The 23,214-nt window shown below is 44.6% G+C and carries 25 protein-coding genes and 2 other annotated features; of the genes, 3 read left to right on the plus strand and 22 right to left on the minus strand.

Translation table 11 applies throughout. The features are described from left to right. Positions 1 to 18: 18 nt before the first annotated feature. Positions 19 to 1,671 (minus strand): putative manganese-dependent inorganic diphosphatase, encoded by a 1,653-nt coding sequence (locus tag ACTNBF_RS00315; RefSeq protein ID WP_427805573.1) that lies wholly within the window; start codon positions 1,669 to 1,671, stop codon positions 19 to 21. 219 nt (positions 1,672 to 1,890) lie between these two features. On the opposite strand from ACTNBF_RS00315, the gene ACTNBF_RS00320 reads away from it, so the two are divergent. Continuing rightward, positions 1,891 to 2,574, plus strand: a complete 684-nt coding sequence (locus ACTNBF_RS00320; RefSeq protein WP_427805572.1) for a S1 RNA-binding domain-containing protein — start codon at positions 1,891 to 1,893, stop codon at positions 2,572 to 2,574. A gap of 118 nt (positions 2,575 to 2,692) precedes the next feature. Here the strand turns inward: ACTNBF_RS00320 and thiM are convergent, their stop codons facing one another. From thiM to ACTNBF_RS00380, 12 genes are all read right to left on the minus strand, one after another. Continuing rightward, the gene (gene thiM / locus ACTNBF_RS00325) at positions 2,693 to 3,562 is read right to left on the minus strand and encodes a hydroxyethylthiazole kinase (RefSeq protein ID WP_441088573.1); all 870 of its coding nucleotides are present in this window, start codon (positions 3,560 to 3,562) and stop codon (positions 2,693 to 2,695) included. Further along, the gene (gene thiW / locus ACTNBF_RS00330) at positions 3,507 to 4,079 is read right to left on the minus strand and encodes an energy coupling factor transporter S component ThiW (RefSeq protein ID WP_427805570.1); all 573 of its coding nucleotides are present in this window, start codon (positions 4,077 to 4,079) and stop codon (positions 3,507 to 3,509) included. Before thiW ends, thiM begins: the two co-directional genes overlap by 56 nt. An 88-nt stretch (positions 4,080 to 4,167) precedes the next feature. Continuing rightward, positions 4,168 to 4,689, minus strand: a complete 522-nt coding sequence (locus ACTNBF_RS00335; protein WP_427805569.1) for a dUTP diphosphatase — start codon at positions 4,687 to 4,689, stop codon at positions 4,168 to 4,170. A gap of 57 nt (positions 4,690 to 4,746) precedes the next feature. Next, positions 4,747 to 5,262: an anaerobic ribonucleoside-triphosphate reductase activating protein gene (gene nrdG / locus ACTNBF_RS00340; RefSeq protein WP_427820499.1), complete on the minus strand. Its 516-nt coding sequence runs from the start codon at positions 5,260 to 5,262 to the stop codon at positions 4,747 to 4,749. Next, positions 5,263 to 7,395: an anaerobic ribonucleoside-triphosphate reductase gene (gene nrdD / locus ACTNBF_RS00345; RefSeq protein ID WP_427805567.1), complete on the minus strand. Its 2,133-nt coding sequence runs from the start codon at positions 7,393 to 7,395 to the stop codon at positions 5,263 to 5,265. Positions 7,396 to 7,703: 308 nt separating this feature from the next. Next, complete coding sequence (locus tag ACTNBF_RS00350; RefSeq protein WP_427820497.1) at positions 7,704 to 7,901, minus strand: hypothetical protein; 198 nt, start codon at positions 7,899 to 7,901, stop codon at positions 7,704 to 7,706. Positions 7,902 to 7,985: 84 nt separating this feature from the next. Beyond that, positions 7,986 to 8,486 (minus strand): L-2-amino-thiazoline-4-carboxylic acid hydrolase, encoded by a 501-nt coding sequence (locus ACTNBF_RS00355; RefSeq protein ID WP_427805565.1) that lies wholly within the window; start codon positions 8,484 to 8,486, stop codon positions 7,986 to 7,988. A gap of 469 nt (positions 8,487 to 8,955) precedes the next feature. Next, positions 8,956 to 9,729, minus strand: coding sequence for an ABC transporter ATP-binding protein (locus ACTNBF_RS00360; RefSeq protein ID WP_441088574.1), 774 nt, complete (start codon positions 9,727 to 9,729; stop codon positions 8,956 to 8,958). Then, positions 9,716 to 10,603, minus strand: a complete 888-nt coding sequence (locus ACTNBF_RS00365; protein ID WP_427805563.1) for an ABC transporter permease — start codon at positions 10,601 to 10,603, stop codon at positions 9,716 to 9,718. The genes ACTNBF_RS00360 and ACTNBF_RS00365 overlap by 14 nt, the downstream gene beginning before the upstream one ends. Positions 10,604 to 10,675: 72 nt before the next feature. Then, complete coding sequence (locus ACTNBF_RS00370; RefSeq protein ID WP_427820494.1) at positions 10,676 to 11,683, minus strand: ABC transporter substrate-binding protein; 1,008 nt, start codon at positions 11,681 to 11,683, stop codon at positions 10,676 to 10,678. 135 nt (positions 11,684 to 11,818) lie between these two features. Then, positions 11,819 to 12,067, minus strand: a binding site (T-box leader). Between the two features lie 38 nt (positions 12,068 to 12,105). Continuing rightward, on the minus strand, positions 12,106 to 13,506 hold the full coding sequence (locus ACTNBF_RS00375; RefSeq protein WP_441088575.1) for an alanine/glycine:cation symporter family protein: 1,401 nt from the start codon (positions 13,504 to 13,506) through the stop codon (positions 12,106 to 12,108). Between the two features lie 68 nt (positions 13,507 to 13,574). Continuing rightward, positions 13,575 to 14,126, minus strand: coding sequence for a hypothetical protein (locus ACTNBF_RS00380; protein ID WP_427820789.1), 552 nt, complete (start codon positions 14,124 to 14,126; stop codon positions 13,575 to 13,577). 125 nt (positions 14,127 to 14,251) lie between these two features. On the opposite strand from ACTNBF_RS00380, the gene ACTNBF_RS00385 reads away from it, so the two are divergent. Further along, positions 14,252 to 14,608, plus strand: coding sequence for a helix-turn-helix domain-containing protein (locus ACTNBF_RS00385; protein WP_427805559.1), 357 nt, complete (start codon positions 14,252 to 14,254; stop codon positions 14,606 to 14,608). A gap of 8 nt (positions 14,609 to 14,616) precedes the next feature. Here ACTNBF_RS00385 and ACTNBF_RS00390 read toward each other — a convergent pair whose 3' ends face one another. From ACTNBF_RS00390 to ACTNBF_RS00425, 8 genes are all read right to left on the minus strand, one after another. Then, on the minus strand, positions 14,617 to 15,474 hold the full coding sequence (locus ACTNBF_RS00390) for a bifunctional 5,10-methylenetetrahydrofolate dehydrogenase/5,10-methenyltetrahydrofolate cyclohydrolase (protein WP_441029022.1): 858 nt from the start codon (positions 15,472 to 15,474) through the stop codon (positions 14,617 to 14,619). Positions 15,475 to 15,497: 23 nt separating this feature from the next. Then, the gene (locus tag ACTNBF_RS00395) at positions 15,498 to 16,124 is read right to left on the minus strand and encodes a cyclodeaminase/cyclohydrolase family protein (RefSeq protein ID WP_441088576.1); all 627 of its coding nucleotides are present in this window, start codon (positions 16,122 to 16,124) and stop codon (positions 15,498 to 15,500) included. 248 nt (positions 16,125 to 16,372) lie between these two features. Continuing rightward, positions 16,373 to 17,296, minus strand: a complete 924-nt coding sequence (gene metA, locus ACTNBF_RS00400) for a homoserine O-acetyltransferase MetA (protein ID WP_427805556.1) — start codon at positions 17,294 to 17,296, stop codon at positions 16,373 to 16,375. Between the two features lie 20 nt (positions 17,297 to 17,316). After that, complete coding sequence (locus ACTNBF_RS00405) at positions 17,317 to 18,672, minus strand: AI-2E family transporter (RefSeq protein ID WP_427819005.1); 1,356 nt, start codon at positions 18,670 to 18,672, stop codon at positions 17,317 to 17,319. A gap of 275 nt (positions 18,673 to 18,947) precedes the next feature. Next, positions 18,948 to 19,262 (minus strand): DUF1540 domain-containing protein, encoded by a 315-nt coding sequence (locus tag ACTNBF_RS00410; protein ID WP_427805554.1) that lies wholly within the window; start codon positions 19,260 to 19,262, stop codon positions 18,948 to 18,950. A 58-nt stretch (positions 19,263 to 19,320) separates the two neighbouring features. Continuing rightward, complete coding sequence (thrS, locus tag ACTNBF_RS00415) at positions 19,321 to 21,246, minus strand: threonine--tRNA ligase (protein ID WP_427805553.1); 1,926 nt, start codon at positions 21,244 to 21,246, stop codon at positions 19,321 to 19,323. A 47-nt stretch (positions 21,247 to 21,293) separates the two neighbouring features. Then, positions 21,294 to 21,716, minus strand: a complete 423-nt coding sequence (locus ACTNBF_RS00420) for an acyl-CoA thioesterase (protein WP_427805552.1) — start codon at positions 21,714 to 21,716, stop codon at positions 21,294 to 21,296. Between the two features lie 68 nt (positions 21,717 to 21,784). Then, positions 21,785 to 22,001 (minus strand) — a binding site (T-box leader). 42 nt (positions 22,002 to 22,043) lie between these two features. Continuing rightward, the gene (locus ACTNBF_RS00425; RefSeq protein WP_427805551.1) at positions 22,044 to 22,553 is read right to left on the minus strand and encodes an SEC-C metal-binding domain-containing protein; all 510 of its coding nucleotides are present in this window, start codon (positions 22,551 to 22,553) and stop codon (positions 22,044 to 22,046) included. Positions 22,554 to 22,688: 135 nt separating this feature from the next. On the opposite strand from ACTNBF_RS00425, the gene ACTNBF_RS00430 reads away from it, so the two are divergent. Then, the gene (locus ACTNBF_RS00430; protein WP_441016882.1) at positions 22,689 to 22,922 is read left to right on the plus strand and encodes a hypothetical protein; all 234 of its coding nucleotides are present in this window, start codon (positions 22,689 to 22,691) and stop codon (positions 22,920 to 22,922) included. 1 nt (position 22,923) lies between these two features. Here the strand turns inward: ACTNBF_RS00430 and ACTNBF_RS00435 are convergent, their stop codons facing one another. Next, entirely contained in the window at positions 22,924 to 23,088 is a 165-nt protein-coding gene (locus tag ACTNBF_RS00435) for a hypothetical protein (protein ID WP_427805549.1), read from the minus strand. Between the last annotated feature and the right edge of the window lie 126 nt (positions 23,089 to 23,214).

Genomic DNA, 23,214 nt, shown 5'->3' on the forward strand with positions numbered 1-23,214 from the left:
ATTTTCTCCCCTGCTGTCCTATTTCTGCTGCAGATAACCTACCAATGTCGGAATAAACTGTTTCTTGCGGGACACAACATCCTTAAGAAGTACCCGTTCGGTATCCTCCGGCATCTCCCAGGCCTCCAGGATCCTTGCTTTTGCCCCTTCGCCACAGCACATCAGTTCCGTTGATTCCTCGAGAATATTTGTCAGCATCAAGAATACCATATCCAGATGCTGATCGACTCTGGCTACTTCCAGATAATCGGTAAGACGTTCTCTTACATCATCCAGCTCTTCCTGATTCATCGAAGTGATCTGGCCGACACCAAATGATACTCCGTTGGCATTGAATACTTTGAAATCCTGGAAACAGATCTCTTCTTCTGTCTTCTCACGCAGATTGCTGCCTGCATTGAACATCGCCTTTGCATGCTCTTCCATATTAATTCCCGCAATCTGTGCCAGAGCAGCAGCCGCCGCCTGATCCACCATCGTACATGTCGGAGAACGGAACAGTAATGTATCCGATAAGATCGCCGAACAAAGCAGTGCTGCGATCGTCTTATCTACCGTAACACCATTCTCCTGATACATCTGATAAACAATGGTCGCCGTACATCCCACCGGCTGATTGCGGAAGAATACCGGCCCGATCGTCTCCATACTTCCCAGTCTGTGGTGATCAATGATCTCCAGGATATCCGCCTCTTCAATTCCGTCCACCGCCTGAGATTTTTCATTGTGATCCACCAGAATCACCTGTTTCTTTCTGGAACTCATCAACCGACGTCTGGAAAGGAAACCGCGAAAATGTCCCTGGTTATCAAGAATCGGAAAATCACGGTATTTCTTCTTCGCCATAACTTCCTTGACATCGTCTACATAATCCGACATGTGAAATGTCTCCAGATTATCCTTACTCATGAAATACTTAACCGGAATACTCTGGTTGATCAGCCTTGCCGCTGTAAATGTATCGTGCGGTGTCTGAATCACCACAATATCTCTCTCCATTGCCATCTTCTTAATTGTTCTCGATATTTCCGCTCCCTGACAGATGACCAGACAGCTGGCATCCATCTCGATCGCGCAGAGCTGGGATTCATAACGATTTCCGAGAATGACCAGATCGTCTTTCTCAATAATATTTTCCATCATATCCGGACTGGACGCTGCAATAATCACTTTCCCCTTCAGAAAATAACCGTGTTCATTCCCTGTCACAATCGTTCCGTCCAGCGTATTCACGATATTGCGATACTGCGTTCTCGCGGTCGACAGAATATGACTGTCATACACCTCCATGTAGGATGTCGCAATATCTCCGATCGTAATCAATCCTTCCAGCCGGTCATTTCTGGTAACCGGAAGGGTGCGGATATTCTCCTGCTTCATCCGCGTCCACGCCTCACGGATCGATGCATTGGACCGGACACCTTCAATCTGACGGATATCCATATCCTTAACCTGCAAATGCACATCTCCAAGATATCCCGGGACTTCTACGCCAAATCGATCGAGTACGTAAGCCGTTTCCCCGTTCAGCTCACCGGCACGTTTTGCCACATACTCCTCCCCGGTCATTTCTCTTTTTAAATTCGCATATGCAATCGCAGAACAGATGGAATCCGTGTCCGGATTCTTATGTCCGATAACATACGTTTTTTTCACTTTTCTATTTTCCATTTCTACCACTTCCTTGTTTTCATACTACTTACTATTGTCAGAATGCCATTTTTTGCTCATTTCGTCAACCATATTTTCCAAAATAATACATTCTCATAAAACGTTCTTCCATATTTTGATAATTTTTTGTTCCGATTCTACCAAAAACATGGTATACTAAAATATAAAGCGACCTTTTGTACAACAAAAGAGTAAACGAACTGAGGTAGAGGTGGAATTATGGATAACGAACAGTTAATGGAAAACACAGAGAGCATGGCAGATTATGAGGAACATTTCGATGATGCAAATCCATGGAACATCGTAAAGGATTATCTCGAGAAGGGTACAGTACTCCATGTAACAATTGAAGGAATCGTAAACGGCGGAGCGATCGCTATGGTAGAAGGCATCCGCGGATTCATCCCGGCTTCCAGACTTTCTCTTTCTTATATTGAAGATTTGGAATCCTATCTGTTAAAAGAAGTTGATGTCAAAGTCATCGAAGCTGACCAGGCACAGGGACGTCTGATCCTGTCAGCCCGCGAGATTCTGAGAGAACAGGAAAAGAAAGCCAAAGAAGAACTGCTTGCTTCTGTAAAAGTCGGAAGCGTTCTGAAAGGTAAAGTAGAATCTCTTCAGACTTACGGAGCATTCATCCGTCTTGAAAACGGTCTCTCCGGTCTGGTACACATCTCACAAATCAGTACCCAGAGAATCAAATCTCCTGACCAGGTACTCAAAGTTGACGATGAAGTAGACGTAAAAGTAATCGGTATCAAGGAAGGCAAGATCAGCCTGAGCATCAAAGCTCTTATGGAAGAAAAGGAATCTGAAGAAGAGCCGGAAGAAAAGATCGAACTTCCGAAATCTGAAGCAATCGGAACCAGCCTCGGAGACTTATTTAAAAATCTGAAACTTTAATAATTTTAAAGAAGTTGTTACTTTGCAAAACATTTTTCGACAAAGACCAACAAATGAAACGAGTATCCCATGAGGAATCTGTACTGTAAAAGTACTGATTTTCATGGGATACTCGTATTTATAATACTCTGTTAATCTTCCCCTTGATTCCAAGCAATTTTCCATCTATCTGATATAAGAAATCAAGAAAACGTATTTGAAAGCTTCCTGGTCCGTGGCTGTCTTCTGCCGCCAATTCTCCCGCAATCCCCATTACCGCAGCTCCCAAGAGAACCGCATGGATCATCTTAATTTCGCAGGTATTCTGCGCCGTGCTTACGTGAACTCCACCCAGATAAGTGCTGCACACTGCTCCCAGCATACAGCCGGTACCGGTAATCTCCGACATCATCGCATCTCCATTTTCCACCGCATATGCTTCCGCTGCATCTACGATCAGATCAGTCTTACCACTTGCAAGGATAACCGCTCCGGTTCTTTTAGCCATACTTTGAAAACACTCTATTACCTTTTCCAGATTCTCCGGTGTCAGTGTATCCTGTATTCCTGCATCGATACCGATACTGTGAGACTCTTCCCCCGCCATTTCCAGTATCTCAGACATATTTCCTTTCAAAACAGAAATGGTTCCCGTTTGCAACAGCTCGCTTGCATATTCTCTGCGCAGATCACTGCAGGCAACCCCGACCAGATCGAGGAGCACGGGAATCCCTTTCTTATTAGCTGCTGCGAGTGATCTCTTCATGGATTCCATTCTTACATCTGTGATATTTCCCAAATTCAGCATCAGCGCCTGTGCTGTCTCTGTAATCTGCTCCACTTCCCGCGGATGTTCTGCCATGATCGGTCTTCCGCCTGCGGCAAGAACCACATTTGCACAGTCATGAATTGAAATCGGGTTTGTAATGCAGTGGATCAACGGCCGTATTTTTTTAACGAGCTTCTGAAGCGCCATCATTTTTTGAAGATTTTGTATGCTTTCTGTCATAAACTTTCTCTCCCAGACTCATTTGGAATTTTGCAAGCAATCCGGCTTTACTTAAGGTTTTCAGGAAGAAATATGCAACCGTTCCGCCCATCAGTGTAGCTCCCAGAAACATGGGCGTATAGAAGAATGCGTTCAGTCCTTCTCTTCCCATCAGAAATGCCATCACCGGATAAGATACAATCGAACCGATGATCCCGGTTCCAAATACCTCTCCAATCACTGCGCAGATGATTTTCCCTCCGGAAAGCCGATAAAACACACCGGACAGAAACGCACCAAACACTGCACCCGTCAGCGCAAGAGGCGGAATTCCCATAAACATCATACGGATGACTCCGATCAGTGTCGCACAGAGCAGAGAATACCACGGTCCCATCAGAACCGAACATACAATATTTACCAGATGCGCCGTCGGACACATCCCCTCAATCCTGAGAATCGGAGAAATCACAACCCCGATCGCCACCATCATTGCCAGCATAATCATCCGGAAAATCTTTACTCTCGTCTTATCCATTTTTTCAAGTCCTTTCCCTAACCTTTTCTCATCCTTTTATATACGAATATCGTGAACATTCTTTGGTATCCTTCCGCATCCGAAGCTTTTAAACACCCTTCGTCGTACTTCCGAATCCACCGTTTCTCACTTCATCGGTGTCATCATCCACCGTGATCCCATACTCCACGAAGATTCCCTGCATAAAGCCGGTTCCCTTCGCTATTTCCAACGTTTTTCCTTCATTGGAATCATTCGTCAGTTTTGCAAAAATATGCCCTTCATTATCGGAATAAAAATAATCACTGTCAATGATTCCTACCGTATTATTGAGCTGCAGCCTGTATTTAAATCCAAGCCCACTTCTCGGATAGCATTTCAGCACCCATCCGTCTTCCATTTCAACCCGGATGCCGGTAGGAATCTTGACCGTCTTTCCCGGTTCCAAAACAAACGTATCCGGTGCATAAAAATCATATCCTGCACTCCCTGATGTTGCTCTCTTTGGAAGGCGGATCTCTTCATAGAGTTTCTGTATCTCTTCTCCTGAAATATCTTCTCCAAATGTGTCCTTCCAGCTTTCGGCAAACTGTTCGGCACTTACTTTGTGAAATTTTGCAATTCTTCTCATCTGTCTCTTCTCCTGTTTCACATTATTACGACCTATACCCGTCAAGTTTCAAACCTGCTAATTCTCATCATAATCAGGGCAATGCAGAACCGGCACTGTATCCGTTTCTGCCGCCAGTGTTCTCTGTACATCGATCACTCTTTGATTACTGCTTCCTTTCCAACAAAGAAGCGGATCCTTTTTGGCAAATACAAATTCACCGTCCACCAACACATCCAGATACCTCACGATTTCCATGCGGCGTACCTCTTCCCACGTAGAACCCGTATACAGCCAGATTGTTTTCTCCGGAAATGTCTCCCGGATTTCTTTTGACAGTTCTGTCACATCATTTACATTTGCAATATGAAGCGGATCGCCTCCGCTGAAGGTGATACCGCTCACATAATCCTTTTTCAATTCTTCAAACAGTTCCGCCTTTGCAGACTCGTCAAAGTAAAGTCCGCCGTTCGGATCCCATGTGACCGGATTGTGACAGTCCTTACAGCAGTGACTGCAGCCTGCCACCCACAATACGACCCGAAGTCCGTCCCCGTTGAGCATATCATCTTTTGTTATATTGTGGTAACGCATCTACATACTTTTCCTTTCCGCAATTTCCGCCATCTTCGCATCGTTCAGACGCGTATCTCCTTTGACTCTTGAATAAGAAAGATATCCATTCATCCGATCGATCTTGGTCAGATTATTACTTCCGCATACCGGGCAGACATCCATCGCAAGTTCTTCATGACCGCAGTCATCACAATATGCAAGCGATAGATTTACGCCTTCATAAAATCCCATATCCATCGCACGACGTACCAATGACTTGATTGCTTCCACGTTATAATTGATCGGATATTTCACATACTGGATCTTTCCACCGTTGCACAGATCCCAAAATCTATTCTCCAGATCCTGCTTCTGGATCGGAGTGATATCTTCGGTCACATGGCAATGGAAACTGTTGCTCACATACGCACGATCCGAAACATTTTCCACAATACCGTATTTCTTACGGAACTGCTGTACCTGAACGCCACAAAGATTTTCTGCCGGAGTGCCGTAGATCGCATACAGATGCCCATCCTCTTTCTTGAACTCCTGCACCTTTTTATTGATATATTCCAATGTTTCCAGTGCAAACTCCCCGTCTTCCACCAGAGACTTTTTATTATACAGCTGCTGCAGCTCATTCAGCGCCGTGATTCCAAAGGATGCTGTCGCCGATTTGAGAAGTGGCTTGATCTTATCATGCGGTTTCAGATGACCGCCATAAAATCCACCCTCACAGTATGCCAGCGGATTGGTTGACGCACGCAGCTCGCCGAGATAATCATAGGTACGAATATGCAGCTTCCGAATCAATTCCAGATAATAATCCAGCACTTCAAAGAAATCCCGGTTCTCCTGCCTTGATTTTGCAAGGATCATCGGAAGATGCAGACTGACTGCCCCGATATTAAACCGCCCGACAAAGACCGGTTTGTCATCATCATCTGCCGGATTCATTCCGCCTCTTTCATACCACGGTGAAAGGAACGCCCTGCATCCCATAGGGCTTACGATCTTCCCATATTTCTTGTACATACTTGGAACATACCCTTTTCCGGTAAGGCTCAGCCAATCAGGATACATCGTTTTTCTCGAACATTCAATCCCGGCTTCAAACAGATCCTCCGCCGGAGCTCCCGGTCCATGAAGCTTCTCATCATACAGAAATACAAGTTTCGGGAATAATACCGGCTTTTTATGTCCGGCCTTACCCTGACCGTTCTTGCGAACCTCCAGCATAGTTTTCGTAATCAGCTTTCCATATTTACTGATATTCGTTCCACTCGTCACGGTGATGAACGGATAGTCCCCGCGGCTTGATGAAACAGAGTTGAATTTATATTCCCATCCCTGGAAGCCCTGCTCCATCTCTTTTTCAAGATCCTTCCACGCTACTTCCTGTGCGGCCTCTTCCGGAAGCCCCAGTGAACGATATTTTTCAAGATGTAATTTATGTGACTTCTCGGCATATGGCTCCAGGATCTCATCCACACTCGGCACCGTAAATCCTCCGTACTGCTGGCTTGCAGCGCTCAGCACAATATCTCCGATCACATCAAAGGCTGTGTCCAGTGTCTTGGGTTCATTATACCACAGATTTCCCATCTCGAACCCTCCGGTCAGAACATTTTTCACATCAAACAGGCAGCAGTTCATCGTATCCCTGCGCGCTGACATATCGTGAATATAAATATACCCTTCCCGGATCGCCTGAAGCTCCTCCACAGTCAGGAAAAATTTCTTATAAAGCTCTTTGTTCAATTCATTGAAAATCAGACTTCTCTTCGTAGACACCAGCGCACTGTCCGTATTACTGTTCTCCTTATCCCCGATGTACATGATCGACTGGCTCTTCCGGTAAACCTCATCCAGCATGTGCACAAAATCCTGCTTATAATTCCGGTAATCCCGGTAACTCTTTGCCACGATCGGATTCACTTTCTCCAGAGCGCCTTCCACCACATTGTGCATCTGGGCAATCTGAATCTCCTTCACTCCCAGCTCAAGGACCTTCTCTTCCACAAACCGGCAGATGAACTGAATGTCTTCCTCCGTAAACTGAATCAGGGCACGATAGGCAGATTTATTGACAGCCACAACGACTTTCTGTACATTAAATTCTTCTTTCGTTCCGTCCTTCTTGATCACTCTGACATCCTTCAGATCCATAAATCGTCTCCTTTCTACTATATATTGTGTTTGTTGTATTATTTTAAAACAATATTATGTGCTTTATTTTGCTTTTCTATTTTACCATTTCTCCCGGATTAAGTCAATGTTCTTGTATTTACTGCTCCAAATATAAACATGAAAAAGTTAATGTACGCTCTTGGCACGTAGCCCGCAGTAAATGCTGGCTACTGTGTGAAAAGTAACATGAAAAAACAGACATTCCACGTATGAACACGAAACATCTGCTTTTTCTAAATCCCCCTATCCTTTAAATTATCCACAGTTTCGACCATAATCTGATGATCCTATTCCGGCTGCTCGGCCTCCTGTTCAGGTAGCACGATTCCACAGCAGGTGAATGACCCGAATCCTGCGGATGCAATAATATTTCCACAGACCGGACATACTCCTTCTGCGTAAGTTTTTTCTTTTCTCTCAGTTCTTTTCTTGTTTTTCCGATTACATATCCCATTTACATTTACCTCTCTTTGCTGTTTTTTCATAGCTTTATTGTATCTTCCATTTAAAAAAACAGCAACCTACGAAGCGTAGAGCAACTGTGTGCCAGGCAACCATGAGACTTCCTTCTATTTTTTTCTCCTCACGAACCGGATCTTACACACCTCATCCCCATTCGCAATCGTCGCGGGCAGATCCAGCTCGCATCCGAAACTCTCCGCAATTCCCCTGTCACCACACATCGCATGATCACAGAGCACCCGGATTTCCTCATCCGTACATCCCTGCTTCTGCCACGCTTTCACCAGCGGACAATAATGAAAATCAATATCCAGATGATCATCTGTACACTGCTTGATATCCATCTCAAAAACCCACTGTGCAAACTTCGAAAACAACGTTTTCTTCAGCCCCTTCAGCGAATCCCTGCCGCCTGCCTTCTTTCGCAGATTTGCTCCCTGATAAAGACCACATCTGCGGATCGCATCCGGCGCATACTCCTTCGAATCCAGCCCTTTCTTCTTCGCCTCATCACAAAGCAAATACATCCAAAGCGCCCGGTGCTCCAACTGCTCCCTGATCGCAACAATAAGAGGATTCTTAATCTTTGGTTCATTTTTAATACTCATCTCTTCTTCCTCCTTCACTCCAATAGTTCATCTAAAGATTTTAACAATCACACACAACACCAGATAAATAACCGGAATATCTGCCTTCAGTTCTTTTGCCTTCTCTCTCAAATTCACTTTCCTATCCTCACCATCCCCTCCCTCATCCCACCAGCACCAGGGGCCCTCGCCCCAACAAACTCTCCCTCAACCTCCCCTCCCTCATCCCACCAGCGCCAGGGGCCCTCGCCCCGCACGCGCGTCCCCCAAACAACCGTACGTAGAGTCCTTGGGAAGTACCAGCCCGCGCAGATGTTCGGTAGGGATTACGGAGGTTAAGCGAAGCGCGGTGGAAATCCGTGCCAAAAATGTTAGGGCCCGAGGTGGGCGACCCATTGGTCAACCATCTCGGACCCTTACAGTTTTGTGCACTAGTTCCACCGCAGCGCAGCCTCGGAGTAATCCCTACCGAACATCTGCGCGGGCGTCCCTAATTCCCACACTCAATACTTATTTCATTAAACATCTTCAATATCTCATCCACCGGCATCTTCGCCTTCTCTTCCCCGCTCTTATCAATCACGCACTCACCCTGGTGCATCATAATAAGCCGGTTTCCATACTCCACCGCATATCTGAGATTATGCGTCACCATAATTGTAGTCAGTTTCTTCTCCTTCACGATCTTATCCGTCAGTTCCATGATCAGTTCCGCCGTCTTCGGATCCAGCGCTGCCGTATGCTCATCCAGAATCAGGAATTCGATCGGCGTCATGGTAGACATCAAAAGTGCCATCGCCTGCCTCTGGCCTCCAGAAAGAGATCCCACTTTCACATCCATCTTATCCTCAAGTCCAAGGCCAAGCTGCGCCAGAGATTCCCGATAATACTCGATTCTGGCTTTATTCGTTCCTCTTCCCAGTCCAAAGAACTTTCCTTTATTATCCGCCAGTGACATATTTTCACGAATCGTCATGGACGGGCAGGTTCCCATCGCCGGATTCTGATAAACCCTTCCAATCTTCCGGTTTCTTTTATATTCCTTTTCCCTGGTAATATCCTTTCCGTCGATCAGAATGCTTCCCGCTTCCACCGGAATACTTCCGCAGATAATATTCAGCATAGAAGTTTTGCCTGAGCCGTTGCTTCCTACCACCGAAACAAATTCTCCATCGCGAATCGTCAGGTTAAAATCCTGAAAAAGACACATTTCATTGACGGTTCCCGGATTATAATACTTATGAATATCTCTAAGCTCCAGCATTCTTCTTCACCTTCTTCTTTCTCTCCATACTCAACACCAGAATCACAAGGAACAATACTGCCGTAATCAGTTTCATATCCTGCGGTTCAAAGCTTCTCAGCGCAATTGCCACACATGCCTTGTAGATCACAGAGCCTACAAGTACTGCCGTTGTCGTCTTCATAAATGTCAGATTCTTGAAAATGCTCGTACCAATAATAACACTTGCAAGTCCAATGACCATAGCACCGGTACCACTGGAAATTTCGAACACTCTCTCCTCCTGACAAAACACACATCCCGCCAGCGCTACAAGTCCATTTGCAATCGCAAGGCCGAGGATTTTAACATTTCCCTGATCTTTCGCCAGAGAAGTCACCAGCTTATCGTTGTCACCGACGGCACGGAGCAGATAACCTGACTGAGTTTTCATATAAAGATCCAAAAGAATTTTGCAGAATATTGCAATGATCAAAATCATGATCAGAGTACTGTATTTTGATAATGCTTCCGGAACCACTTTATCAATTACATCATTTTTAAAAATTGTTTTCTGCGAAAATAACGGCACATTTGCAGTTCCGGCAACTCTCAGATTGATGCTCCAGAGTGCTGTCATCATAATAATGCCGGACAACAGATCCCGCACTTTACATTTCACATGAATCAGTCCCGTACAGATTCCCGCGATCACTCCAACCAGAAATGCCGCAACAAGTGTCAGGTACGGATTCACACCTCTCGTAATCAAAAGTGCTGTCACCGCCGCTCCGAGAGGAAAACTTCCATCTACGGTCAAATCCGGAAAATCCAGTATTTTATATGTGATATAGATTCCCAGAGAAAGGATACCGTAGATCAGCCCCTGCTCCAGAATAGACACTGCAAAACTCATGCCATTAAACCCCGCTTTTCTTCAAAATCGTATAATTCTAATCCAATAAACGTTTTACTTGATACTAATATATTACTCAGCAATACTGTCATAAACTTCCACTGCACCGGAAACCAGATCATCGGAAAGTGTAATTCCAAGATCTGCAGCAACCTTTGTATTCAGATAAAGTCCTGCTTCCGTGATGGTCTCAAAGTTAATCTCAGAAGCTGCCGCCTCACCTTTCAGCACTTTAGCTGCCATCTTACCAGTCTGCTTTCCAAGCGCTACATAATCCAGACCTTCTGCTGCAAGACAACCGATCTTAACCTGCTCGATTTCACTTCCGAATACCGGAACCTTCGCTGCGTTTGCTTTATCCAGAATAGTTGCAAGCGAATTTACAACGGTATTGTCTGTCAGATTGGAAATGCAATCTACTTTTGTCAGAAGATCATCTGCTGCCAGTGCGATTTCTGATGTATTCGTGATTCCCTTTTCTACCAGTTCAAAACCATAATCACCGACTTTTTCTTTGTATTCTTCAATCGCCGAAACACTGTTTGCTTCACTGGTTGTATAAATGATACCGATCGTCTTTGCATCCGGGAGAACCTCTCGGATCATTCGAAGCTGCTCTTCAACCGGCAGCTTATCGCTTGTTCCTGTCACTTCACCGACCGGTTTACCGTCTGCATCCGCAAGCTCTGCTGCAACCGGGTCCGTTACTGCTGTAAAGATAACCGGAATGTCGGAATCCATTGCTGCATTGTATGCGCTCTGCGCACTTGGTGTCGCAATGCCACAGATCATATCCACCTTGTCAGAAACAAAACTGCTCGCGATCTGGGAAGCCGTTCCCATATCCGCTGCCGCATTCTTATATTCAATCGTCAGGTTCTTGCCTTCTTCAATCCCCTCTTCTTTTAGTCCCTCAATAAATCCTTCACGGCAATTATCCAGAGATCCGTGTTCGGCGAACTGTGAAATACCGATTGTATAACTCTTCTCGCCACTGCTTTCTTTCTTAGCGCCACATCCTGCCACCATTGTAACTGCCATTGCCATGCTCAAAATTACTGCTACTGTTCTCTTTTTCATAATTTTTGTCTCCTTCTCTTTTCATAATGATTGACCTTTTTGCTTCATTCCATATGCCCGGAATTCTGCTTTCGTTAGTAAGAAGTACGACTTTCATGTCTGCCACGATAATAAAAAGCGCCCCAACCCTATCCGGATTGAGGCGGTAATAAATTCATATTAACGCGGTACCACTCAACTTCAACAGTCTGACTGTCCTCTTCCATGTACTAACATACACTCCACATTGATAACGGGTCGGGTTCCCGACATACCATACTCTCCAAAGATTTCAGGCTGCCCTCAAAAGTCCATTCAACTATCAGCTCCATACGGCAATCACACCCCCTGCCGCTCTCTGTGATCTTGCTTTGATAATCTACTACTCTTTCTCAACGGTTTCTATTCTATAGAAAATATCCTAATACATTCTTTTTCATTTGTCAACAGTATTTTTTTACGACCAGGACCGGCGTTGTGTCTCTTGCATCAATATTGTTAATATACTTTCGGGTCTCTGCCACGATGACTGAAGAAAGAGCAAGAACAGCGATCAAGTTCGGAATCGCCATAAATGCATTTAACGTGTCCGCAATCAGCCATACCAGATCCAGTGCAGCCACTGGATCGATTGCCGCTACAATGATGTAGAGAATACGATAAGGAACCAGCGCGCGCTTCCCGCCGAAATATTCCACACAACGCTCCCCATAATATGCCCATCCAAGTACTGTTGAATATGCAAATGAAATAATCCCCACAACCAGAATAATCGGACCGATAACCGGGATCTGGCTGAACGCCATAGAAGTAAGCACACCTCCGTCACTCACCTCATTCGCATTGATCGCCGGATTCTTCATAATCGTTGATACCAGTACCAGCCCGGTAAGCATACATACCACAACCGTATCCCAGAAAGTACCTGTTGCCGAAACCAGAGCCTGTCGCACCGGATTTCGTGTCTGCGCGGCCGCTGCCGCGATCGGTGCAGATCCCATACCGGATTCATTTGAAAACAGTCCACGCGCAATACCATATCTCATGGCAAGCATGATTCCTCTTCCCACAAGACCTCCGGCCACCGCTCCGGGAGTAAAAGCCATCTTCACGATCGTCACAAGTGCCGGAATAATATAATCATAATTCATTCCAAGAATAATGACGCATCCCACAACATAAAACAACGCCATAAACGGCACCAGCTTCTCGCATACATTTGCAATTGTTTTAATTCCCCCGAAAATCACGATCGCAGTACAAAACGCCACAACAATCCCAATGATCCAGGGCTGAATCCCCAGATTTTCTTTACATACAGTAGCAATTGCATTGACCTGTGTGGCACAACCGATTCCAAATGATGCAAATGCCGCAAAAAAAGCAAACATCAATCCAAGAGCTTTTCCTAGTTTTTTGTTCTTCAATCCATATTCCAGGGCATACATTGCCCCTCCTTGCATTCTCCCATCCTCAGTCTTTACGCGGTATTTCACGGCGATCAGTGCTTCACTGTATTTCGTGGCAATTCCAAATACCCCGGTAAGCCAGCACCATAATACCGCTCCCGGCCCTCCGAGCGCCACTGCAGTTCCTACCCCGATAATATTACCTGTTCCGATGGTTGATGCAAGCGCCGTAGTCAACGCTCCGAACTGGCTGACCTCCCCTTCTCCATCCGGATCCTTCGCAACAGACAGACGAATCCCCCTGAATATATATCTCTGAATTCCTCCGGTTCGTACGGTCATAAAAATATGGGTTCCAAACAGCAATACAATCATAGGCCATCCCCAGACAACCTTGTTGACTGCTTTCACGACTGTGTTAATTACATCAAGCATGTTCTCTCCTCCTGCTAACGTATAAAGATATTTAATTATACAAAATTATTGAAGAATTAACAACGCTTTTATTCCTTAAAGACATAGTATCTTCCCCATTTAATATCATGAAAATAGCATTCTTCCCCCTGGATGACCAATTCGTATATATCATCTTCCATACCGGATCCCGTCACATGATTATGATAATAATACACACCCTTTTCCCGGTTCTTGACTTTCGTGATAATGTCCTCAACCACCTCGGGGATAGGCATGGTATTTTTAGAAGAAGTAGACCATTTCCGGATCATCCCTCTCACCTGGCTTTTATTTAATTTCACTTTTCTGGCAGAATAAAACGGTTTCGGGAACACTTCTCTTTTATCCAGATTACCTTTTCTCAGCACACGCTCAAACAAATCTTCGTATTTACTATATTCCATCCCCAGTTCCAAATATGCCTGTATATTGAGCAAAGCGCCAGTCAGATATTCGTTTTTCGGTTCTTCCGCATAATAATCAAGCAAACGTTCTATACTGCCCGTAAGGGTATGTTCTCTTGGCACACCACGTCTGGATGCGGTACTTACTGCCAGTTTTATCGCTTCGATCTCCTCCCTGTATACTTCAAAATCCATTCTTTTTTCCCTCCTTTTGTTTACATCTTAACAGTCATTTTGCATATTTGTAAATATTGTTTGTTTTATACGCCATTTATTTTTCATATTCCAATGCTAAACTATTTTTTAGAGAGGTAATGGTTATGAGCAAAGAATTTGGTAGCCGCGTACGTCAAGCGCGTAAAAACGCAGGTATGACTCAGGCTGAATTAGCAGAAAAAATGAATCTTGATACAACGACAATCAGCCGGATCGAAAATGGAAATCTTTCCACATCATTTTCTTCTATGCTGAATTTTTCCAAAGTACTTAACGTCCGTTTTGAGTATCTGATCTGTGATTACCTGGAAGAGAAGCCATCCATTTCCGATCCGCTTGAACTGGAAATACTGGATCTGTTACGTCCTCTTCCAGAGCATTATAAACGTTATATCCGCGACAATATCCAAAGTCTTATCCGGGAATTCCCTGCAACGCCGGATTCTGAAGATAAGATTTAACCATTGTTCTATTCCAGATGGGCAAGATATTCTGCTGCTTTTATGACATGCAATGCCAGTACGGAAGTCGTCACACTTCCGACGCCACGTGGTACCGGACTTATGAAGGACGCTTTTTCAAGTGCTCCTTCATAATCTACATCTCCACACATTTTCCCCTCTGCGTCTGCATTGATTCCCACGTCTGCGACAATTGCTCCTTCCCCGATCATATCGGAAGTAATCATCTTTGCTCTCCCTGCTGCTGCCACCAGAATATCCGCATTTCTGCACGTTTCCGCCAACTCGGCCGTTCTGGTATGACATACCGTTACCGTTGCGTTTTTCTGAAGCATCAGCATGGCAAGCGGTCTTCCAACAACCATGCTTCTGCCTACAACCGTCACCTTTTTTCCACAGACATCGATGCCGTAGTGTTCCAGCATTTCCATGACAGCTTCTGCCGTACAGGGCGCGAAACCGGATTGATCTCCTGCAAATACCTTTGCCAGATTCACATCACTCATACAGTCCACATCCTTATACGGATTGATCATTTTTCTCACCGGTTCCTCATCCAGATGCGCCGGAAGCGGACGGAAAAGCAAAATGCCATGCACCGTTTCATCCGCGTTGACTTTGCGAAATTCCCCTTCAAACTCCTCCTGAGAAATATCTTCCGGGAGTTCTTTTACGCGGCATTCAATTCCGGTAAGCTCCATCCTTTTTTTTGCTCCCCGCTCATATGACAGGTCATCCGGGCGCTCTCCGATTCGAATAATCGTGAGACAAGGTATAATCCCTTCCTGCTTCAGTCTGTCCCCTCTGCTGATAATTCTTTCTTTCATCGCCTTTGCCACTTCTGCCCCTAACATTTCTATTGCCATTTTCTCTTTTCCTTCCTTCTCGTTTACCTTATTTTTTCCAGAACGCCATGATATACCTGCTGCTCCAGTGTTCTTCCACGGGCAATCCATGCATCCGCACGTTGATTCAGTTCTTCCGCATACTTCCTGTCTTTCATCAGTCTGGTATTGATAAATACATTCAAAGACGCACCTTCCAGAGACGTCTTGGCAAACAAAATACCGACTCCTGCGTCGCTTACTGCAAGGCGACTTCCTTTCTCTTCGAGTACCTGCAGAAGTTCCATCACTTCAATAGAGACCTCCATAATCTCAAGCGGCACCCGGCAGGCTTCGCGAAGCGCCGTCTCCATCACCTGTTCTTTTAACTTCTTCTGTTCTTCCGTTTCTTTTGGCATTCCATATGCCTTTGAAAGCGGCTCAAATGCCTTCGCATCCTCATCAACCAGACGTGTCAGTTTATCGCGCAGCTGTTCCAGCTTTTTCATGCTTTCACATATTTCTTCTTCCACATCGGCATATTTCTTCTTACCGGTCGTCAGATTGCCTACCATCAATCCAAGCGCTGCTGCATAAGCACCTGCTGCCGCCGATGCGCCGCCTCCTCCCGGAACCGGTGCCGATGAAGAAAGTTCTTCCAGGAACTCTGTCGTTTTCTTTTCAAGCATCATATATAATTCCTCCCAGATTCAAGAATGCCCGGGCACTCCTGCCGCATTCTCTAACTTATTACTTTGACCCTCATTATATGTGATGATTCAGAATCTGTAAATAGTTTCTTTACTGTCAGCCGTCCCGTTGTCAGCAAATGAAAGATTCCAGTACCATACATCTGTTTCCATATAAAAAAGCACCGCAGGAAGATTATCTCTTCCCTTGGTGCTTTTATATAGATTGCTTACTTATCCCACCGATCAGCCTAAAACTGCGGTGTCCCAATCATGTCATACGGCGTTGCCTGATAGACATAGTAGTTCAGCCAATTCCCATACAACGTATTCCCGTGTGCCCTCCACGTAAGCAACGGCTTCTGTTCGCAGTCATCATTTGGATAATAGTTAACCGGAAGTTCAATCGGAAGATTCTTGCTCTTGTCACGTTTATATTCCTGATCCAGTGTAATTCTGTCATATTCCGGATGTCCCATCACGAAGATCTGTCTGCCGTCCTCTGCCATGACAAGAAATGCTCCGGCAACATCAGATTCTGCCAGTATCATTAGGCGGTCATCCTCCCTGATCTTTTCGATCGGAACATCTGTGTGGCGGGAATGCGGTGCCAGGAACACATCGTCAAATCCACGTACAAGCGGTATTTTCCGGTTCATCACTTTATGTTCAAATACACCGAAAAGCTTGGACGGAAGCTGTACTTTATCAATTCCATAATGGTAATAAAGTGCCGCCTGTGCCCCCCAGCAAAGATGGATCGTAGATGTCACATTCGTCTTGGTCCATTCCATGATTTCCTTCAGTTCTTCCCAGTAATCCACTTCTTCAAACGGCATCTGCTCAACCGGCGCTCCGGTGATGATAAAACCGTCAAATTTCTGGTTTTTCACTTTATCAAAAGTTTCGTAAAACCGGTTCAAATGGTTTGCCGAAGTATTCTTCGACTCATGACTCTTCACCGTGACAAACACAATATCCACCTGCAGCGGAGTATTGGAAAGCGACCGCAGAAGCTGAAGTTCTGTATCTTCCTTGAGCGGCATGAGGTTCAAAAGCCCGATCCTGATCGGACGGATATCCTGATGAGTCGCCCGGAACTCATCCATCACAAATATATTTTCTTTTTCCAGTATCTCTTTTACCGGAAGATCATTCTGTACACGAATTGGCATAATAAAATTCCCCTTTTCTACTATTCATTGTTCTTTTCATCTTCATCCACAATCGTTATATCGTCACTGATAAACTCTCCTTTTTCGTTCACATAACTCTTTACTCCGTAGTGAACTGTGGTCAACGGGAGATTCTTACGCTCTAGCCTCTGGCTGGTAATCATACTAATAATATAATAAATCACCGCAAAAGTAGGCACTCCCATGATCATACCAACGAACCCGAACATTCCCCCTCCAATCAGGATGGAAAATACGACCCAGAATGGGGAAAGTCCTGTTGAATTACCGAGTATCTTCGGACCGATCACATTTCCGTCGATCTGCTGTAGTACCAGTATAAAAATAATAAAATAAAGGCCCTTTTTCGGATCGCTGAGCAGGATCAGAAATGCACTCGGAATCGCACCGATGTACGGTCCGAAGAAAGGAATCACATTTGTCACTCCAACAATTACACTGACAAGAAGCGTATATGGCATCTTAATCAGCGAAAGACCGATAAAACAGAGTACACCAATAATTGCGGAATCGATAATTTTCCCGATAATAAAACCGCCAAAAATTTCGTTACTTTTTTTCGTAAGATGCAGCAACATATTGGCATGATTCGTTTTTAAAAAAGCGTAGGTCATTTTCTTGCACTGGGCAGAATACTGTTCCTTGCTGAACAGGAGGTATACGGACACGATCAGTCCGATCAGGAAATTCAATACCTCATTCAGGATATTCAACACTCCCACCGTGAGATTTGACATGATCGTATTTACCTGCGGCATCAGATCCGTACGCAGCCAGTTCTGCAGGGTTGTTGTTCCCTCTTCCAGAGCATTTCTCATCAGGATTCCCATTGCCGTATCGGACGCCTGCAAATGATTAAACCAGTCGACTACATTATTCAACTGTCCCGGCAGCGTGATGATCAGGTCCCGGATGCTTTTTACCAGCTCCGGTATCAACATATTACAGAGTGCTGTGATCAAAGCAAATAAAAACACCAGTGACAGGATCACTCCGATTCCTCTGGAGCATTTCTTTGCTCGATTCTTTTGCATGTATTTCTCCAGTCTTGGAACCAGGATACGATCTACCTGCTTGACAATCGGATTCAGAAGATACGCAATGACCATTCCATAAAGAATCGGTTTCAATACATCAATCACCATGGAAACAGCGTTCGTGATTGAATCCAGACGCAGTAATGCAAAATACAGGACCACACATGCCATAATGACCAGAAACATGGTCATTCCCCTGCTAAATTCCTGCCGGAGTTTAGACGGGCCTTCTTTACCGAATTGCGGCCTTTTCACATAATACGGAGCAGAAGCAGGATCATCACTTTTTCTTTCCTGCAGCTTCTCATCATTTTCCATTCATTCTTCACCTTTTCTCTTAAATCCGTCTTCTTTAAGACACGATTTCTTTTTCTCATACATCAGCATTATACCGTCATAATTTACTCTATGCAATAGATTTTCCGTGGCAATCTCCAAAATCCTTTTCTAATAATTCAAGTTTTTCATACAAGTCTCATTCCTTTTCCGAATAGCTGAATGCATAAAAAGACCACCTTCAGGTTGATCGGATACCTAATTTGATATACGTTCCCAATGGTGGTCTTCTCATTTTTCTTCCAGCTGTTTATCTGCTACTTACAGGTAAACGTCGCACATTCTGTCTCTTCGCACTGGCAGGCCTGACTTCCTTCGACACTGATCTTTCCGGCATGGCACTGACATTCATCATTATACTTACAATCCGTTGCCTTGCAGTCGATCTGGCTGGTCGGGGACGCCTCTCCCATCACATTACTGTAGGTTCCGCTTTTGCGCTCTTCGAAGCTGTCACAGCAAGTCTCTTCTGCCGTTTTTGCGGAATTTCCTCCCACAGTAATCGCATTCAGATCACAATAAAAATCCTTGTTATGCATGCATGTCTGCACGGTACATTTTAATTCCGGCATAATACACCCTCCTTCTCTTATCAGAAATCAAATTATATTATGCCCTTATTCTGACTTCTTATTCTTTCGTTTTTACTTCTCTTACCGTTCTTGCCTTGATCTCCATTTTGATCGCCGCAATAAAGTCAGAGAGCATTTTCTGCCCCTCGTCTCCTTCGAAACGGCTTCTGACAGATACCAGACCCTCTTCCTCTTCCTTCGCTCCTACAACAAGCATATACGGAATCTTCTGCATCTGAGCCTCACGGATCTTGTAACCGATCTTTTCAGCACGTGTGTCTACTTCTGCACGGATTCCTGCATTGTTCAGTTCTTCCAGAACTTTGTTCGCATAATCCATATATTTGTCAGAAATCGGCAGCACTTTAACCTGAACCGGTGCAAGCCATGTCGGGAAGGCACCTGCAAAATGCTCGATCAGGATTCCGATGAAACGTTCAATGGATCCGAACGCTACACGGTGGATCATGATCGGCTGATGCTTTTCTCCGTCAGCTCCTGTATATTCACATCCAAAACGAAGCGGAAGCTGGAAGTCTAACTGAATCGTTCCGCACTGCCAGGTTCTTCCGATTGAGTCTTCCAGATGGAAGTCGATCTTCGGTCCGTAGAATGCACCGTCCCCTTCATTTACTACATAGTCAAGGCCAAGATCATCCAGCGCACCGCGCAGAGCATCGGTAGCCATCTCCCAGTCTTCATCACTTCCCATGCTGTCCTCCGGACGAGTGGAAAGTTCTACATGATATTTAAATCCAAACAGACTGTACACTTCATCGATCAGTTTGGCAACCCCCTTGATCTCATCACGGATCTGCTCAGGCATCATGAAAATATGTGCATCATCCTGTGTAAAACATCTTACACGCATGAGACCATGGAGCTGTCCGGATTTCTCATGGCGGTGAACCAGTCCAAGCTCTCCCATACGAAGCGGCAGATCACGATAAGAACGTGGTTCAGACTGGTAAACCAGAATCCCACCCGGACAGTTCATCGGCTTGATTGCAAAATCTTCTTCATCAATGACCGTTGTGTACATATTGTCTTTATAATGATCCCAGTGTCCGGACGTTTCCCACAGCTGACGGTTCAACATGATCGGAGTGGATATTTCCACATAACCTGCTTTGTGATGGATCTCTCTCCAGTAATCCAGAAGCTGGTTTTTAAGAACCATTCCCTTCGGAAGGAAGAACGGGAAGCCCGGTCCTTCTTCTTTCATCATAAAAAGTCCCAGTTCCTTTCCAAGTTTTCTATGATCACGTTTCTTTGCCTCTTCCATCATTGTCAGATACGCATCCAAATCTGCTTTCTTCGGATAAGCTGTACCATAAACTCTCTGAAGCATTTTATTCTTTTCGCTTCCGCGCCAGTAAGCCCCCGCAAGGCTTGTCAGCTTAAATGCTTTTACCTGTTTTGTATTCATCAAATGTGGTCCCGCACAGAGATCTGTAAATTCTCCCTGAGTATAGAAACTGATTTCGGCATCTTCCGGAAGGTCTTCGATCAGTTCCACTTTATAAGGTTCTCCCTTTTCTTTAAAGTATTCTATTGCTTCATTTCTCGGCTTGGTAGAACGTTCAAGCGGAAGTCCTTCTTTGACGATTTTCTTCATCTCTGCTTCGATTTTTTCCAGATCTTCTGCCACAAGCGGTGTCTCGCGGTCAATGTCATAATAGAAACCGTCTGCAACGGAAGGTCCGATTGCAAGCTTTGTATCCGGGTAAAGTCTCTTGATCGCCTGTGCCATAATATGAGAAGCCGTATGACGGAACGCGCCCTTTCCTTCTTCGTCATTAAATGTCAGGATACTCAGTGTACAGTCTTCACTGACCACCGTTCTGAGGTCAACCACCTCACCGTTTACTTTCCCGGCTGTTGCTGCTCTCGCCAGTCCTTCGCTGATGTCTTCCGCAATTTCGATTACGGATTTGCTTTGGGCATACTCTTTAACAGATCCGTCTTTCAATGTGATTTTCATATTTTTTCCTCTCTTTCCATGTTTCTTTTAACTTGAAACTTCCTTTGTCAATCCTGGTCGTTTTCCAGTGCTTCTATAAATTTTTCATGATAATCCGGGTATTCCCGTTTGAGCGAGATCGGCCTCCCCTTAAGATTCAGGAAACAATGCCTTGTCAGTCCCCGGCAATGAACCATCTGTGTTTTCTCATCCATTACATCGTAACTGATTGTAAGCTTGATCCCGTTATACTCTTTCACTTTCGGATAAATCGTGACCGTATCTCCAAAATGTACCATCCGCAGATACTCCGCCTCGACTGCCAGCACCGGGCTTATGATCTCCCGGGCTTCCATCTCTTCATAAGGCATTCCAAGCTGTTCCAGATAATCGATTCTCGCCTCTTCAAACCAACGGATGTAATTGGAGTGGTGTACGATCTTCATCTGATCCGTCTCGTAATACTGCACTTTGTGTCTGTATGCTTCCATCTACTTCTCACTCCTTCCGCTCATATATGCATGGCAACAAAAAATCCCCTGCAGTATAAACATCTACTGCAAGGGACGAGTCAACATCATTACTCGCGGTTCCACCCCGCTTGCTCCGGCGTCATGCCAAAGCCACTTCATTCGGATGATAACGGTATCCTGCCGTGCTGCTCCTCACAGCCGCTCCGAGATGGTCTTCAAACGCTTCTGCAATAAAAAGCTTCCAGCCATGGCTTTTCTCTCTGTGATTCTTCAGCGTTCTACTCTTCTCATCAACACATTTGCTATTATTATAGACATGTGGAAAGTATTTGTCAATTATGAAATCTATTTATTCTTCCCACAACATTTTTTATATTTCTTTCCGCTTCCGCACGGACATGGGTCGTTCGGATAAACTTTCTTTTCTACGTGTACAGTACGGGAATTCTTCTGTTCTTTATACAGTTCTTTTCTCTTTTCTTCCGTGAAAATATTTTCCCACTGCGGGAGTTCATAAAGCCAGTCCGCTTTTGCGTCTACCATATTTTTGTAAAGCAGTTCTTTGTCAAACGCAAGGCTCACAACGGTATCTTCATCCATGGTCTCGATCGGATTTGGTTCTTTCAGGCTGTCGTTGATACCATCCAGGAATCCGGTCATGGTAAATACTTCTACACCATATTTTTCTGCAAGTTCTTTCACCGTTCCCTTAACCTCTTCATCCGGATTGGTAAGAAGCTTTTCATAGATTTCCTTTTCAATCTGAAAATAGGTTCCCCAGAACTTCTGCAGGGAATTCTGATCCATTTCTTTTGAATATGCGGTATCTCTCCACTGTTCTAATAAAGTACTCATATTTGTAAATTCTCCTTTTTGTTCTTTTCACTCCATATATCATACAGCATTTCTTATCCGTTTGCAAAACATTTTCTTGTGGAAATGCAATTTTGTTATTATAATAGATAGAAAAGATGAAAACAGGTGATTTAAATGAAAAAAACAAAACGGATTCTCGCACTGATCGGTGCTGTTTTACTGATTCTTTTGTATGCAAGTACATTGATTTTTGCACTCACGGATCATTCACAGACACATGGGCTCTTTAAAGCTTCCATTGCCTGTACGATCCTCGTTCCGGTTCTTCTCTATGCCTATACATTGTTCTACAGGCTGCTTCGCAAAGATGATTCGGATGATTCGAACGATGAAAACAAAGCCGAATAGCTTACGTCATGGAAAGCTCTGCCAGCATCCAGGGAGAGCTTTCTTTTTCGTATGTCTGCTCTTTTCTGTTCCTTCTCTCTTTTTCACGCAACTTTCTGCGTCTGTTCAAATATTCTTCGATCGAGATCGTTTCCTGTTCATTTCTCATTTTCTCTTTCTGAATCATAAGTCCCCTCCTTCCCCGACCTTTTTATTATATGAGACCGGACAGCCATTTATGACCGGAAGCACATATTTTCTGACTAAATATTTTTCTGCCAAAAAAATGGATTGACAATCAACACCTCTTTCT

The sequence above is a fragment of the Bariatricus sp. HCP28S3_A4 genome (assembly GCF_052066395.1).
In the GTDB taxonomy this organism is placed as follows: Bacteria; Bacillota; Clostridia; order Lachnospirales; family Lachnospiraceae; genus Allocoprococcus.

Bases quoted from the DNA above. Each gene is read 5' to 3' on its own strand.
- thiM (WP_441088573.1), bottom strand. From the start codon at position 3,562: ATGACAGAAAGCATACAAAATCTTCAAAAAATGATGGCGCTTCAGAAG.
- ACTNBF_RS00385 (WP_427805559.1), top strand. From the start codon at position 14,252: ATGAGCAAAGAATTTGGTAGCCGCGTACGTCAAGCGCGTAAAAACGCA.
- ACTNBF_RS00370 (WP_427820494.1), bottom strand. From the start codon at position 11,683: ATGAAAAAGAGAACAGTAGCAGTAATTTTGAGCATGGCAATGGCAGTT.
- ACTNBF_RS00425 (WP_427805551.1), bottom strand. From the start codon at position 22,553: ATGAGTACTTTATTAGAACAGTGGAGAGATACCGCATATTCAAAAGAA.
- nrdG (WP_427820499.1), bottom strand. From the start codon at position 5,262: ATGCGTTACCACAATATAACAAAAGATGATATGCTCAACGGGGACGGA.
- ACTNBF_RS00350 (WP_427820497.1), bottom strand. From the start codon at position 7,901: ATGAAAAAACAGCAAAGAGAGGTAAATGTAAATGGGATATGTAATCGG.
- ACTNBF_RS00390 (WP_441029022.1), bottom strand. From the start codon at position 15,474: ATGGCAATAGAAATGTTAGGGGCAGAAGTGGCAAAGGCGATGAAAGAA.
- ACTNBF_RS00380 (WP_427820789.1), bottom strand. From the start codon at position 14,126: ATGGATTTTGAAGTATACAGGGAGGAGATCGAAGCGATAAAACTGGCA.
- ACTNBF_RS00320 (WP_427805572.1), top strand. From the start codon at position 1,891: ATGGATAACGAACAGTTAATGGAAAACACAGAGAGCATGGCAGATTAT.
- ACTNBF_RS00375 (WP_441088575.1), bottom strand. From the start codon at position 13,506: ATGCTTGATGTAATTAACACAGTCGTGAAAGCAGTCAACAAGGTTGTC.
- ACTNBF_RS00395 (WP_441088576.1), bottom strand. From the start codon at position 16,124: ATGATGCTTGAAAAGAAAACGACAGAGTTCCTGGAAGAACTTTCTTCA.
- ACTNBF_RS00335 (WP_427805569.1), bottom strand. From the start codon at position 4,689: ATGAGAAGAATTGCAAAATTTCACAAAGTAAGTGCCGAACAGTTTGCC.
- ACTNBF_RS00355 (WP_427805565.1), bottom strand. From the start codon at position 8,486: ATGAGTATTAAAAATGAACCAAAGATTAAGAATCCTCTTATTGTTGCG.
- ACTNBF_RS00315 (WP_427805573.1), bottom strand. From the start codon at position 1,671: ATGGAAAATAGAAAAGTGAAAAAAACGTATGTTATCGGACATAAGAAT.
- ACTNBF_RS00435 (WP_427805549.1), bottom strand. From the start codon at position 23,088: ATGATTCAGAAAGAGAAAATGAGAAATGAACAGGAAACGATCTCGATC.
- thiW (WP_427805570.1), bottom strand. From the start codon at position 4,079: ATGGATAAGACGAGAGTAAAGATTTTCCGGATGATTATGCTGGCAATG.
- thrS (WP_427805553.1), bottom strand. From the start codon at position 21,246: ATGAAAATCACATTGAAAGACGGATCTGTTAAAGAGTATGCCCAAAGC.
- ACTNBF_RS00365 (WP_427805563.1), bottom strand. From the start codon at position 10,603: ATGAGTTTTGCAGTGTCTATTCTGGAGCAGGGGCTGATCTACGGTATC.
- ACTNBF_RS00430 (WP_441016882.1), top strand. From the start codon at position 22,689: ATGAAAAAAACAAAACGGATTCTCGCACTGATCGGTGCTGTTTTACTG.
- ACTNBF_RS00420 (WP_427805552.1), bottom strand. From the start codon at position 21,716: ATGGAAGCATACAGACACAAAGTGCAGTATTACGAGACGGATCAGATG.
- ACTNBF_RS00360 (WP_441088574.1), bottom strand. From the start codon at position 9,729: ATGCTGGAGCTTAGAGATATTCATAAGTATTATAATCCGGGAACCGTC.
- ACTNBF_RS00410 (WP_427805554.1), bottom strand. From the start codon at position 19,262: ATGCCGGAATTAAAATGTACCGTGCAGACATGCATGCATAACAAGGAT.
- nrdD (WP_427805567.1), bottom strand. From the start codon at position 7,395: ATGGATCTGAAGGATGTCAGAGTGATCAAGAAGGACGGAACGAAAGAA.
- ACTNBF_RS00405 (WP_427819005.1), bottom strand. From the start codon at position 18,672: ATGGAAAATGATGAGAAGCTGCAGGAAAGAAAAAGTGATGATCCTGCT.
- metA (WP_427805556.1), bottom strand. From the start codon at position 17,296: ATGCCAATTCGTGTACAGAATGATCTTCCGGTAAAAGAGATACTGGAA.